Here is a 12,852-nt window from a genome sequence, read left to right as displayed (position 1 = left end):
CGCGGCGCGTCCGCGGGGACGATCATCTCGCGGCCGCGCCACGGGCGCAGAAACACGGGTGCCGTCCCGGTGGCGCTCGGGCGCCGGAGTCGTACGTCGTGTCGGAAGAGGACTGCGAGCCGCCGTAGCTGTTGGAGACGGCAGTGGCGCCCGGGCTGACGGCTTCGTTCACGGCCGTGCCGAGGTCGTCCATCGAGGCGGAGTTGGCTTCGGCGAGCGTGATGTTGCAGTTGGGGCAGATGGCGGAGGGGCAGCGGCGCCACCGCAAGGACATGCTCGCCCGTCACACCGAGCGTCTCCCGGGTGGTCGCCAGGATCCCCAGCTCAGGGGCGGCCGACAGCAGCTGCTGCGCCAGCTGCGCGCAAGACCCCACCAGATGCTCGCAGTTGTCCAGAACCAGCAGCACCCGCCGCCCGGACAGGTACGCGGCGAGCAACTCCCCCAGCGGCCGGGTACCCACGTCCGCCACTGCCAGCGTGCCCGCGGCCACGTCGGCCACCGCCGACGGCTCGTGCACCGACGCCAGGTCCACCAGCCACACCCCGCCCGGGAACGCCTTCGCCGAGGCCGCGGCCACCTCCAGCGCCAGCCGCGTCTTACCCATTTCGCCCGCACCGGTCAGCGTCACCAACCGCGCCGCCCCCAGCAGACGGCGGACCTCGGCAACCTCCTCCCGCCGACCCACGAAGCTGGTGAACGTGGCGGGCAAATTTCCGACGATCATGCTGGTGACGTCTTCTCCTGGGTTACGAAGACGACGCGCTGGTGGGTCCGGTTACGGCGTGGTGTCGAGGGCTGTGTCGCGCCCGTGTTTGTCGTGGCGCGGCAGGCAAGGATGTGTTCGCCGACCGACGAGGGAGTCCAGGTGAGCGTGAAGCGCTGCCAGGCGTGCCCCGTGCGGGATGTCACCTCGGCCGACGTCCATCTCTGTCCGCCGTCGACGCTGACGTCGACGCGCGTCACGGGCTCGTGTGCCCAGGCCCAGCCCCAGATCTCTACGGGCCTGCCGACGTGGACGTCTGCGTCGACGGGAATGGCGGTGGAAACCGTCGCGATCAGGGCCCCGACGACTGCACTGACCAGCGTCATCCATGACATGGGCCGGACGGTAGGTCGGCCCACTGCGACACGACACAGTGGAGAACCAGGTTTTCTGGAGTGCGAAGAAATTCGAACACATGATTGGATTCGGTCGTGAGACCGATTCCTGACGACCTTGCCCTCATTCAGAAAGAGTGGCACGCCGCCTATCAGCAGCTTGCGACATGCCCGCGCACTGCGCTCCGACGGCGCCTGATGCATCTGTCCTCGGAAGCGCCGTTCCATCCGGACTGGCAGGGGCGGCGGTCGGCCGGTTGGACGGCGCTCCACGGTGCACGCCATGCCCAAACCGCCTCCTACGTAATCAACAAGCTCAAGGCATGGCCAGGCATCGCCACCCGCTACGGCAAGACCCCGGGCAGCTACCTCGCCGGCCTCCACTTACGCACATCGATGATCTGAATCAAAGAACTTTGCTTTCACCACTCATTGATCACGCCCCAGTGCCCACCCTGGTAAGGGCCTACAGCCAGCGGTCATACCAGGCGCGGATACGCCGGAGGGCATCGAGTTGATGGACGCGCTCATGAAGCCCGTGGCCCTCTCGGGGGTAGACGACGAACTCGTGCTCGGCGCCGAAGTGGCGCAGTGCGCGATGGAAGTGGACCGCCTGGCCGAGTGGGACGTTGGTGTCCTGCTCGCCGTGCAGGATCAGGATCGGGGTGCGGATCCGGGACACGTAGGAGATCGGGCTGTTCCGGTCGTGGATGTGCGGTTCCGGCCCGTTCCAGCCGGTGCTGCCGCCGAGCGCCGCGTCCATGAATCCCCACTCGCCGGTCCCGGCCTGCATGCCCCAGTCGCTGATGCCGGCGCCCATCATGGCGGCCTTGAATCGCTCGGTTTGGCCGATGGCCCAGGCCGCCATGAAACCGCCGTGGCTCCAGCCGGAAATGCCCAGGCGTTCGGGATCGGCGACTTCCTCGGCGACCAGCAGGTCGATCCCGGTGAGGATGTCGGTCCACTCGTCGCCGCCCACCGCGCCCGCCACCACGGCGGCGAATTCATGGCCGTGGCCCGACCCGCCCCGGGGATTGGGCAGGAAGACCGCGTATCCGGCGGTCGCCAGCCACTGGCCGCAGTCGACCGCATTGAGTGTGAACTCGTCGGCATGGCGGAAGTAAGGGCCGCCGTGGACCATGGTGACGAGCGGGAACGGACCCTCGTCCCGAGTCCGGCCTGCAGGCAGGATCAGCAGGCCGTCCAGCTGGAGTCCGTCGGACGCCCGGTAGCTGAGCCGTTCCTGGACACCCCAGCGGATCCTGCGCAGTTCGGGACTGGTGTCGCTGAGCCGGAGCAGTGGCCCGCCCGTGGGCCCCGCGTGGACGTTCTTGGGCTCGCGCGCGGTGCTCATCAGCACAGCGAGGCTCTCTCCCGAGTGACTCGCAGTGAGCCCGGCGAGCGTGCCGGGCGCGCAGGACAATCGGTGGAAGCGTAGCGACTGCGGATCGAGCCGGTACAGCGCGGTATCCAGCCCGTCGGCGAACAGCGCCAGCGGCGGCCCGTCAGCAACCTGCACCAGCTCAGTGGGGCAGGCGGACACGCCGACCGTGAGATTGCGCTGTTCGACGGTCGGGCCGGACGCCGGCGGGACCGTGTCGATCACCGCGAGCGCGCCTACCAAGTGCCCAGGTGTCACCGCCAGGTGGGCCAGATGCCATGCATCGTCGTGATTCCACCAGACCGGGGACTGGGCCTCGACTCCGACTGGGCCCAGGTCCTGGACGGCTCCCGTCTCCGGGGCGACCAGTTGCAGCCTTGCCGTCGTGACGCCGGGGTCGAGCTCGGGGGTGGCCCAGCTCAGCACGGCCAGCGGGCCGCCGTCCGGACGCTGGGTCACCTCCACGACATGGCGGTCTCCGAGGCCGTCCACGGTGCGGACCACGCCGGTCGCCAGGTCAAGCAGGCGCAGCCGGGTGACCGGGAGGTGCCGGCCCCAGACCTTCGCGTCGTCGCCCTCGGCCTCCCGGCGTTCGTCCTCCACGGTGGGCTCGTCCTCGGTGAGCAGCGCGACGGTGCGGCCGTCGGCGAGCGGGTAGTAGTCGCAGATGCCCCCGCGCCACCTGGCCAGGGACTCAGCCTTGGCGGTGTCCTCGCTGCCGTCCAGAAGGATCCGCTGGAGTTGACCGGTGTCCCGCTCCTCGCGGTCGGAGGTGAAGAACAGAAATGCCGAGTCCGGCGCCCACTTCGGGGTGGCGTCGCGGGCCGTGCCGTCGGTCAGCCTGCGCGGGGCTGCGCTGCCGTCGGCGGCGGCGACCCAGACAGAGCTGTGCGGACGTCCGTCCGTTCCGCTGTTCGCGACCACGCCGTAGGCGACCAGGCGACCGTCCGGCGAGATGGCCGGCGCCACGGGGGCGGCCATGTCCACCACCAGTTCCGCGGTGAGCAGGTCGGTCGGCTCGGGAATCGGTCGCGGTGCAGGGTGCGGCATGCGGACTGCCTTTCACTCGCCAGTACGACAAACGGACATCTTGTCGGACTGGCGAGCCTGTGTCAGTCGGGTTTCGGCACCCGCCTGTCCACCCTCACCCTCCGAGCCCCTGGCGGTCCTCCACGACACCGCCCCGGAGTCCTCGGTGTATCGAGCGCGCCTTGTGCGCTCGCGCGGCATCGCCGACGACAACCTGCCGGCCACCGTTCTCGTAGGTGGACCGCACCCGGACGGTGAGGGTTCGTTCGCCCGTGTGGCCCCTGTTCGTGCCGAGACAGCTCAGACCGTCGGACTGGCCCTCGCCCAACTGCGAGCCCCGGGCGAGTTCACCCTCGCCTCCGGTCCTGCATCTGTCGTCCACACCGTGGAGGACCCCGGCATCCTGGCTCTGTCCTTTAAGGGGTCCTTGCACTATGGGCGTCCGATGCAGTCCCCGTGGTCTGGGGCCGTGCATCGCAAGGCGCAGAGAGCCCTCGGTGGGGGTGCCCCCGCTCGGGCGAAATCAGCAGCCGTGCGAGCAGGTCAGCAAGTACTGCCGTCGAGACGCTCTCGGCCTTGACCTTGGCGCGGTCGATGGACAGTCGCCCGTTCTTCGCCGAGACGGACCTGTACTACTGTCGCAAAAGGGGCCACGACGTCGCCCGCTGCGGTGGACGAGGACATCGAGCTGGGTGCCGTAGGGCGTAAAGGGGGCGGGCACCCCTTGCGGACCAGCCCCGATCCGGCGAAATCCCAGGTTACGGCCGCTCATCCTTGGCTCAGGACGACTGCCTGGCCGCCCGCGGGGGCCATCGCGACGCGCAGCGTGGTCGACGAGGTCACGGTCCGTGTGCTCACTGCGACGGGGGTCTGGTACGGGCTGCTGCCCGGCGTTCCGTCGGCGTAGATCGTGGCGGTGTAGGTGCCGCTACCGAGGAAGGACAGCGGGATCGAGAGGGTCCGGGCGGTCTCGTTGGTCATCGCCCCCAGGTACCACGTGGTGCCGCTGCGCCGGGCGACGGCGATGTACTCGCCGATCGAACCGGCGAGGGTCCGGCTCTGGTCCCAGACGGTGGGGATGGCGTCGAACCAGGGCAGCCCGGGCCAGTTGGAGGGGGTGGAGTACTTCGAGGGGGCGTCGTACCAGTACAGGAAGTTCAGGGGCTGGTAGTACACGGCGGCCATCGCCATCTGGTGAGCGTTCGTCGTCCGGTCGCGGGACTGGCCGTAGCAGATGGTGTAGTCCATCGGGCCGCCGATGTTGCGGGCGAAGGGCAGGGTGACGTTGTGGGTGGCGGTCGGGAAGTGCTCGTTGCCCCGCACGCCCTCCATGCTGATCCAGTTGGGGCAGGTCCGCTCGTAGCCGAACGGCCGCACGTCGTCGTGCATGTCGATCAGCAGCTTGTGCGTCGCCGCCGTCCTGGCCCAGGCGAGGATCTGGTTCGTCATCACCTGGGTGCCGTCGTTGATGAAGCCCAGCTTGACGCCCGCCACGCCCCAGCTCCGGTACAGGGCGAACAGGCTGTCCGAGCTGCTCATGGCCATGGGGTTGACGTAGAGGATGACGCCGATTCCCTTGCCGGCGGCGTAGGAGATGACCTTGGGCATGTCGATGGCGGGGATCGGCTGCGTGGCGTCGGTCGAGGTGTGCTCGGGGCCGTACCACCCCGAGTCGTACTCGATGTACTGCAGGCCGCGGGCGACGGCGAAGTCGACGCCCGCCAGCCCGTCCGCGGTGGTCAGATTGCACCGGAAGACCTTGCCCGGCTTGATCCACGACGTGTCGGCGAGGGCACCGGCCGGGGCCAGGTTGAGCACCAGCTCCGCGTTGTCGACCAGTTCGGCGTGGGTGGAGCCGATCACCACGGCGCGCCAGGACGTGGCGAACGGTGTGGTGACGGTGGAGGTCGTCTGGACCGCTCCGGAGCCGCGGGCCGTGTGCCGCATCAGGTACGCCGCGAGGGTGTTGGGCTGTCCGGAGACCGAACTGAGCATCGTGCGGGGGTAGTCGGTGCGGGCCGACTCGCAGACGCAGGCGATGAGCCCGCTGCTGTAGGTCGCGGTGAGGGGGAGGTCGGTCAGGGGACCGGTGTCCGTGGAGGAGGTTCCGGTGGACGGGATGGAGCCGGGCGCGACCGGGTTGTAGTCGTCCTCGTCCCGCGCGCTGTAGACGAGTGTGCCGTCCGGGAAGACGAACGTCGTCAGTTCACCGGCGATGGTGGCGGTGCCCGAGTCCAGCAGGACGTAACGGAACGCGACGCCGGTCGCGTAGGCCCGGATCTGGACACCGAAGTTGATGGAGGTGCGGTTGTCCCGGAGGTTCCAGCGCATCTCCTGGTAGGCGTCGGAGACGGTCGCGTTGCGCCCGTACAACGGGTTCCAGGTGGTGTCGACGTGCCAGTGCTGATAGTTCGTCAGAACAGCGTCGGTGCCGAGGGCGGTTCCGTCGCTCAGCCGCAGCCCCATGGCCGAACTGGCCACGAATGCCGCGCCGTTACGCCGGGCCGACCACTGGAGCGAGCCGCCCGCCAGCGACATGGTGATGCTGGTGGTGCCGTCGAGCGACGTTGCGGTGACCGAGGCGTCTGCGGCCTCGGCCGGATACGCGCTGCCGATGCCCAGCGCGGCCGTTGCGGCGGTGACAGCCGCGCCCTTGAGCACCCTGCGGCGGGAAGGTCCCTGACGCCCTGGCATGTTCACAGTCGACCCACCTCGCTGGGACAGGTTTCCAACAATCTCAACCAACAAGTAACAGATTCTGACCGTCGCCAGGTTTCTACGCCTCCCGAGACCCAAAGGTCAACCCCTCGCATCCGCCCCCTTACATGTCCGAAATCCCGGACGTTCTTGGCGACTTGCGACCCCTGCGAGCCCCATTAGATGCCCCCAGAGCCGGCCACGAATTCAACAAACTCGAACGCGATCCTTGACGCCACGAACGTGCCACGACTCTCATTGGTCCCCGCGACATCAACGGATCGTCAAACCTCGACCGAGAGGGACGCACATGTTCCAGGGAGTTCCCCGGCCGCCCGCCGGCCGACGGTGGCGCGGGGCCGCAGCGTTCCTGACCCTCCTGGGAGGCCTTGCGGCGCTGCTGCTTCCGGCGACCGAGGCGCACGCGGCCACGGTGTCGTTCACCACGGGTGCCGCACGCACCGACCAGAACGGCAACACCCTGCAACTGCACGGCCTCGGCATCATCAAGGTGGGAGACACCTGGTACGGCTTCGGCGAGGACAAGACCGGCGAGACCTCGTCGGACACGTCCTTCCAGGACATCGCCTGCTACACCTCCACCAACCTCGCCAGCTGGGCCTACCAGGGCCAGGCGCTGAGCAGACAGAGCAGCGGCGACCTCGGCCCCAGCCGCATCGTGGAGCGGCCCAAGGTCATCTACAACAAGTCGACCAGCACATACGTGATGTACATGCACATCGACAGCAGGAACTACTCCGAGGCCAAGGTCGGCGTGGCGACCAGCAGCACCCCGTGCGGCCCCTACACCTACCGGGGAAGCTTCCGGCCGCTGGGCCAACTCAGCCGCGACCTCGGCCTGTTTCAGGACACCGACGGCACCGGCTACCTGCTGAGCGAGGACCGCAACAACGGCCTGCGCGTCGACAAACTGTCCGCCGACTACCTGTCCGTGGACAGCGCGGTGGCGGTGCTCGGCAGCAGCGGCAGCAGCGGCAGCGTCGAGGCCCCCGCCATGATCAAGAAGGACGGCACCTACTACGTCTTCGGCTCCCGCCTGACGGGCTGGAGCCTCAACGACAACATCTACGCCACCGCCACGTCACTGGGCGGCCCCTGGTCGTCCTTCCGGAACTTGGCCGCGCCCGGCACCCGCACCTACGGCAGCCAGACGGCGAACGTCATCACCGTCCAGGGCTCCTCCGGCACCACCTACATCTACGCCGGCGACCGCTGGAACACCTCCGACCTCGGCGCGTCGAAACTGATCTGGCTGCCCCTGACCGTCAGGGGCACCACGGTGAACCTCGGCCAGTACCCCACCTGGTCACTCGACACCTCAGCGGGAACCTGGACGGCCGACAGCGGGATCCCCGCTGAGGGCGTCCACACCCTGAAGAACGTCAACAGCTCCCTGTTGATGGACGTGCCGAGCGGCTCCACGGCGAACGGCGCCAGGATCATCCAGTGGCCGTCCAACGGCGGCACGAACCAGCAGTGGACGCTCACGCGGGTGGCGGACAACATCTACACGCTCAAGAGCGTGGAGAGCGGCCTGTGCCTGGACGTACCGAACCAATCGACCGACACCGGCGTCCAGTTGAAACAGTGGACCTGTAACGGCGGGACAAACCAGCAGTGGTTCCTCGACCTGGTCGGCAGCTACACCGACAGCACCTACATGCTCGCCGGCGTGGGCAGCGACCTGGAAATCAGTGTTGCGAACGCCTCGACCACCAGCCGGGCGGCCGTGGAGCAAGAAGCGGGCACAGGCGCGACGAGCCAGCGGTGGAGTCTTTCCTGACGGGGCGCCGGGACCGCTGACGCGGATCAACCACCATGTCGGTTGCGTGTACCTGACCCACAACGCTTCCACGCGGCGGAGGAGTTCTTCACCCGTCACACGGCGGCCAGATCATGACCGTCGAGCAGCACCTGCGCTACTCCGCCGCCCACCGTCTACCCCACTTGGAAGACCTTTGCCGGACCATCACCTGCGGCGTAGGAACCGGCGGACGGCGCGCGACTCCCTGCCGCTGATCGAACAGGCTCAGCTGGACCGCTGGGGCATCGGCGCCGGCGTTGAACTGGACCGCCGTGTCACGCGTGAGCTGGGACTTGAGCCCTGCCAACCGCGGCCGAAGAGATTCAGCCTCACCAGGGCAGCGGCCGGCCTGCGTATGACTCTGGAGATCAGAGGAGTCTGGTAATGGTCGTTGGTCGAGCGGTGTGCATCGTGGCCGGGCGGGACGACATCCTCCTCCAGGACCCGTCCCTGGAGACCGAACTCGCCAGGATCGTCGAACAGGGGCAGCAGCGCGGGGAGACCAGGGCGGGCGTCGACTGCGGCCAGGCGGGACAACTGCTGGCCACCTGCTACTTCACGGCCGTCCTGCGCTGGATCCGAGAGGAACCAGCCCCCTTCGACCTCCGCCAGCGGCTCGCCGACGCGCTCGACATCATCCTGCTGGGCCTCCTTGACGACGAAGCGACCTGACGCGGCACATCACCCCCCCAGCCGCACGCGCAGACGCAGGGCGCGTCACTTCGCCGCCCGGACGTGAACCACGCCGCCCCGGCGCCCCGAGCGGCCGCCAGTGCCGCGGCGGCCGCATGAGCGGAAATCGTCGACGACGACATCTGGAGGAAGACCTCGTAGCGGTGGGCTCCTGCTGTTCTTCGCGGTTCTGGAAGTGTCCCTGATCCTCGGCGGCAAGCTCTCCAGCGCCTGGGCGACCGGAGTGACCGTCCTCCACCTGGCGGTCCTGCTGACCTGTGTTCGAGGCCTCGTACATCGTGGGCGTCCTGGCCGGGGCTTCATCGCCCCCCGGCGACCGCCGCGCTGTCCCGCAGGAACCCCGCGAAGGCCTCGGCGGCCGGGGTCAGGGCGTGGTCGCTCATGCGTACCAGGAGGATGCGGCGCACCGGGGCCGGGGGCAGGAGCGGCAGGACGTGGACGCCGGGTCGGATGCCCTCCAGGGCCAGGGTGGGGGCGAGGGCGACGCCGATGCCGGCGGCGACCATGGCCTGGGCTTCTTGGTAGTCGTGGGCCTCGTAGGCGATGTGGGGCTCGAAGCCGACGGCGCGGCAGCCACGGACGAGGGCTTCGGCCACCGGATGCTGTTCGGCGCGGGTGATCCAGGAATCGTGTGCGAAGTCGGCCAGTGAGGCGGCGTCGCGGCCGACGAGTGGATGGTGGTCGCTGACGAGAAGGGCCGGCGGGTCATCGAGAAGGGGGGTGACCACGATGTCCTCCCGGTCGATCCGGCTCCAGTCGTAGTCCCACATCAGCGACATCTCGATCTCCCGGTTCTCCAGCATCGTCCAGAGCCCGGCGATGCGGGCGCTGCGGACGGTCAGCCGTACGTCGGGGTGGGCGTCCCGGAAGGCGATCACCGCCTGCGGGAGGAGCGAGGCGCCGACGGTAGGGAAAGTGCCGATGCGCAGCGTGCCCGCACGCAGGCCGGCGAAGTCGGCGAGTTCGTTCTCCGCGGCCTGCAGTTCGCGTGCGATCCGTTGCCCTCGCTCGGCCAGCGCCCGTCCGGCGTCGGTGAGGGTGACGCCTCGGGCGTGGCGTTCCAGCAGGGGCTGGCCTGCCTCCGTTTCCAGGCGGCTGATCTGCTGCGATACCGCTGACGGTGTGTAGTTGAGGGCGCGGGCTGTCGCGGTCACCGAGCCGCGCCGGGCGACCTCCGTGAACAGCAGGATGCGCCGGACGTCGAGCATGCCGCCACCTCCAGCGTTCACTTCACCTTAATAGCCATGCAGATTTCCGAGATTGTACTTCACGCTGCCGTAACCCACCGTGGAGGACACCACGCACGGCGAGACCGTCGGTGGACTTCCCCTTTCATGGCTGTGAGGAGTCGGTTGTGCTGCGTCTGCAGGGCGAGATGATCCGCGGAGGAACCAGCAAGTGCTGGATCTTCGACCACCGCGACGTGGCCGCCACGGGCGTGGACGTCGATGCCCTCCTGCTCGCCGCCTTCAACGCCGCCGACCCCCGCCAGATCGACGGCGTGGGCGGCGCCTCCTCCACCACCTCCAAGGCCGCCGTCGTACAGGCGTCGACCCAGCCCGGTGTGGATGTCGAGTACGCCTTCGCACAGGTCGGCATCGGCGACGAGCGGGTGGAGTGGGCCAGCAACTGCGGCAACTGCGCCACCGCCGTGGCCCTGTACGCCGTCCACCACGACCTCGTGCCGATCACGTCGGACACCACCACCGTCCGCATGCTCAACGTCAACACCGGGGCACGTCTCACCGGCACGATCCCCACCCCCGCGGGCGTGGCTCCGGAGGAGGGCACGGCCGTGGTCCCGGGTACCTCGGCACGGGGCGTGCCGGTCCTGCTCGGGTTTCAGGACCCGGCGGGCTCGACGACCGGCCACGCTCTGCCGACCGGCCGGGCCCTGGACGAGCTGACCGGCCCGGACGGCCCCGTCGAGGCATCCCTGGTGGACGCCGGCGCGCCGACCGCGCTCTTCGAGGCCAAGGCGTTCGGCCTCGACGGCACGGAATCCCTCACCGCGTTCGCCACCGCGGTGCCCGCGCTGACGCTGCTGCGGCGCCAGGCAGCGCTGGCCATGGGCCTGGCTCGCGACGGCGATCCGGTCAGCCATGCGGTGCCGAAGGTGGGCATCGTCGCCCGGCCTGCCCCCTATCGCACCACACAGGGCATGCTCATCAACCAGGACGAGTACGACCTGGCCGTGCGCATGGTCTCCATGCATGCCCCGCACCCGGCGATCGGCCTGACCTCCGCCGTGGCCCTGGCCACGGCCGCCGCCACCCCTGGCACCCTCGCCCACCGCGTCGCCCGGCAGACCGCCGACGGAACGCTGCGTCTGGGCACCCCCGCCGGCGTGGTCACCACCCAAGCCGTCCCCGCACCGGACGGCGCGTCCCCCACGGTGCTGCTGCACCGCGCCGCCCGGCGTATCGCCCGAGCCGAACTCCTCGTTCCCGTCCTGGAAGGACGCCCCGCATGAGCCGCAACGACGCCGCCCCGGGTACCGTCACCGCACCACCGGGCCGCATCCGCCGGATGCTGTCCCACCTCTACGTCCAGTGCCTGATCGCCGTCCTCCTCGGCGCCGCCGTGGGCGGGTTGTGGCCGTCCTTCGGCGCTGACCTCAAGCCGCTCGGCGACGGCTTCATCGCGCTGGTGAAGATGTTCATCGCACCGATCATCTTCTGCACGGTCGTCCACGGCATCGCCTCCATGGGCAACGCCCGCGCAGTCGGCCGCGTGAGCCTGAAGGCCCTGGTCTACTTCGAGGTGCTGACCACCGTGGCCATGGTGATCGGCCTGGTCGTCGTCAACGTCGTCAAGCCGGGCAGCGGTCTGCACATCGACCTCTCGACCCTGTCCGCCAAGGCCCTGCCGCCGGAAGCGACCACGGCCCACGAGGGCTTCGCCGCCTTCCTCCTCGCCACCATCCCGGCCACCCTGGTCAGCGCCCTGACCGGCAACGAGATCCTGCCCGTGCTGCTGGTGTCGGTGCTGTTCGGCTTCGGCCTGCACGCCAGCGGAGAGGCCGGCCTGAGCATCGCCCGGGGCGTCGAGAAGTTCTCCACGGTCCTGTTCACGCTCATCCGCTGGATCATGCGGCTCGCCCCCATCGGCGCGTTCGGCTCCATGGCCTTCACCATCGGCCACTACGGCCTGGGCACCCTGCGCCACCTGGCCCTGCTGGTCGGCTCGTTCTGGCTGACCGCCCTCCTCTTCGTCCTGGTCGTCCTCGGGACCGTGATGCGCCTGAACGGACTGCGGCTGCTGCCCTTCCTGCGCTACATCAAGGAAGAACTGCTGATCGTCCTGGGCACCTCCTCCACCGAGCCCGTCCTGCCGCGCATGATGGCCAAGCTCCAGCACGCCGGCGCCTCGAAACCCGTCGTCGGCATCACACTGCCCGCCGGGTACTCCTTCAACCTCGACGGCACCGCCATCTACCTGACCATGGGCTCGGTCTTCCTCGCCCAGGCCCTCGGCATCCACCTCAGCCTCACCCAGCAGCTGGCCATGCTCGCCGTCATGCTGCTCACCTCCAAGGGCGCCGCAGGCGTCACCGGCTCCGGCTTCATCGCCCTGGCCGCCACCCTCAGCGCCGTCCCCCACGTCCCCGTCGCCGCCCTCGCGCTGATCTTCGGCGTCGACCGGTTCATGTCCGAAGCCCGCGCCCTGACCAGCCTGGTCGGCAACGGCGTCGCCACCCTGGCCGTCGCCCGCTGGGAGGGCGAACTCGACGAGGACCGCGCCAAGGCCGTCCTGCGCGGCGACATTCCATACGCCCCTGCCCCCGCTCCTTCTGCGGAGACAGCCGAGCCCGGCCCGACGCCCGCACCAACCCGCGACCCCGTCCCCGCCGCAATCTGACGACGCACGGGAGGGCAGGTCCGGAGCACACGCTCAGGACCTGCCCTCCCACGTCTCAACAGGACGTCGCACTCGCCGTCCGGCCTGATCAGGAACGTCCGGCCCTCCGGTACGCCCAGTCCTCCAACCGCTGATCAAGTCCGGCGAACGCCGCGCAGAAGGTACATCAGGTGGCCAGGTATGCGGAACCGGACCTTCATGGAACTGCCGCCGAATCCTCCGTCGTGGCCCTGGCCCGTGAGCCCGCCGGTGAGCGTCTGGCCGCCT

At 69.2% G+C, this 12,852-nt stretch carries 9 protein-coding genes and 1 pseudogene; 5 read left to right on the top strand and 5 right to left on the bottom strand.

Features of this window, described 5'->3' with window-relative positions:
• Positions 1–64 precede the first annotated feature (64 nt).
• Positions 65–247 (bottom strand): annotated as a pseudogene (locus tag ACFC8N_RS36535) (peptidase S8); the annotation flags it as partial.
• Between the two features lie 474 nt (positions 248–721).
• Positions 722–1,090, bottom strand: coding sequence for a hypothetical protein (locus ACFC8N_RS36530; RefSeq protein WP_376293274.1), 369 nt, complete (start codon positions 1,088–1,090; stop codon positions 722–724).
• A 105-nt stretch (positions 1,091–1,195) separates the two neighbouring features.
• On the opposite strand from ACFC8N_RS36530, the gene ACFC8N_RS36525 reads away from it, so the two are divergent.
• Positions 1,196–1,504, top strand: a complete 309-nt coding sequence (locus ACFC8N_RS36525) for a hypothetical protein (protein WP_376293273.1) — start codon at positions 1,196–1,198, stop codon at positions 1,502–1,504.
• 61 nt (positions 1,505–1,565) lie between these two features.
• On the opposite strand, the gene ACFC8N_RS36520 is transcribed toward ACFC8N_RS36525, so the two are convergent.
• The gene (locus tag ACFC8N_RS36520) at positions 1,566–3,530 is read right to left on the bottom strand and encodes a S9 family peptidase (RefSeq protein ID WP_376293271.1); all 1,965 of its coding nucleotides are present in this window, start codon (positions 3,528–3,530) and stop codon (positions 1,566–1,568) included.
• Positions 3,531–4,277: 747 nt separating this feature from the next.
• On the bottom strand, positions 4,278–6,203 hold the full coding sequence (locus ACFC8N_RS36515) for a glycoside hydrolase family 97 catalytic domain-containing protein (RefSeq protein WP_376293268.1): 1,926 nt from the start codon (positions 6,201–6,203) through the stop codon (positions 4,278–4,280).
• A 313-nt stretch (positions 6,204–6,516) separates the two neighbouring features.
• Here ACFC8N_RS36515 and ACFC8N_RS36510 point away from each other — a divergent pair, with 313 nt between their 5' ends.
• Together ACFC8N_RS36510 and ACFC8N_RS36505 are read left to right on the top strand one after the other, a co-directional pair.
• Positions 6,517–8,010 carry an RICIN domain-containing protein gene (locus tag ACFC8N_RS36510; RefSeq protein ID WP_376293266.1) on the top strand — a complete coding sequence of 498 codons (1,494 nt, stop codon included), beginning with the start codon at positions 6,517–6,519 and terminating at the stop codon, positions 8,008–8,010.
• A gap of 405 nt (positions 8,011–8,415) precedes the next feature.
• Positions 8,416–8,703 carry a hypothetical protein gene (locus ACFC8N_RS36505; protein WP_356036488.1) on the top strand — a complete coding sequence of 96 codons (288 nt, stop codon included), beginning with the start codon at positions 8,416–8,418 and terminating at the stop codon, positions 8,701–8,703.
• Positions 8,704–9,023: 320 nt separating this feature from the next.
• On the opposite strand, the gene ACFC8N_RS36500 is transcribed toward ACFC8N_RS36505, so the two are convergent.
• On the bottom strand, positions 9,024–9,932 hold the full coding sequence (locus ACFC8N_RS36500) for a LysR family transcriptional regulator (RefSeq protein ID WP_356036486.1): 909 nt from the start codon (positions 9,930–9,932) through the stop codon (positions 9,024–9,026).
• A 146-nt stretch (positions 9,933–10,078) separates the two neighbouring features.
• Here ACFC8N_RS36500 and ACFC8N_RS36495 point away from each other — a divergent pair, with 146 nt between their 5' ends.
• A complete protein-coding gene (locus ACFC8N_RS36495) occupies positions 10,079–11,197 on the top strand; it encodes a PrpF domain-containing protein (protein ID WP_376293263.1) in 1,119 nt (372 codons plus the stop codon).
• Positions 11,194–12,585, top strand: a complete 1,392-nt coding sequence (dctA, locus tag ACFC8N_RS36490) for a C4-dicarboxylate transporter DctA (RefSeq protein ID WP_376293261.1) — start codon at positions 11,194–11,196, stop codon at positions 12,583–12,585. The genes ACFC8N_RS36495 and dctA overlap by 4 nt, the downstream gene beginning before the upstream one ends.
• Positions 12,586–12,852: the final 267 nt, after the last annotated feature.

It is taken from the genome of Streptomyces sp. NPDC055966, assembly GCF_042269865.1.
Taxonomy (GTDB): domain Bacteria; phylum Actinomycetota; class Actinomycetes; order Streptomycetales; family Streptomycetaceae; genus Streptomyces.
This window is presented reverse-complemented; position numbering and strand designations above follow the sequence as displayed.

Coding starts and splice junctions, on each gene's coding strand:
- dctA (WP_376293261.1), top strand. CDS start 11,194: ATGAGCCGCAACGACGCCGCCCCGGGTACCGTCACCGCACCACCGGGC.
- ACFC8N_RS36515 (WP_376293268.1), bottom strand. CDS start 6,203: ATGCCAGGGCGTCAGGGACCTTCCCGCCGCAGGGTGCTCAAGGGCGCG.
- ACFC8N_RS36510 (WP_376293266.1), top strand. CDS start 6,517: ATGTTCCAGGGAGTTCCCCGGCCGCCCGCCGGCCGACGGTGGCGCGGG.
- ACFC8N_RS36520 (WP_376293271.1), bottom strand. CDS start 3,530: ATGCCGCACCCTGCACCGCGACCGATTCCCGAGCCGACCGACCTGCTC.
- ACFC8N_RS36500 (WP_356036486.1), bottom strand. CDS start 9,932: ATGCTCGACGTCCGGCGCATCCTGCTGTTCACGGAGGTCGCCCGGCGC.
- ACFC8N_RS36530 (WP_376293274.1), bottom strand. CDS start 1,090: ATGACGCTGGTCAGTGCAGTCGTCGGGGCCCTGATCGCGACGGTTTCC.
- ACFC8N_RS36505 (WP_356036488.1), top strand. CDS start 8,416: ATGGTCGTTGGTCGAGCGGTGTGCATCGTGGCCGGGCGGGACGACATC.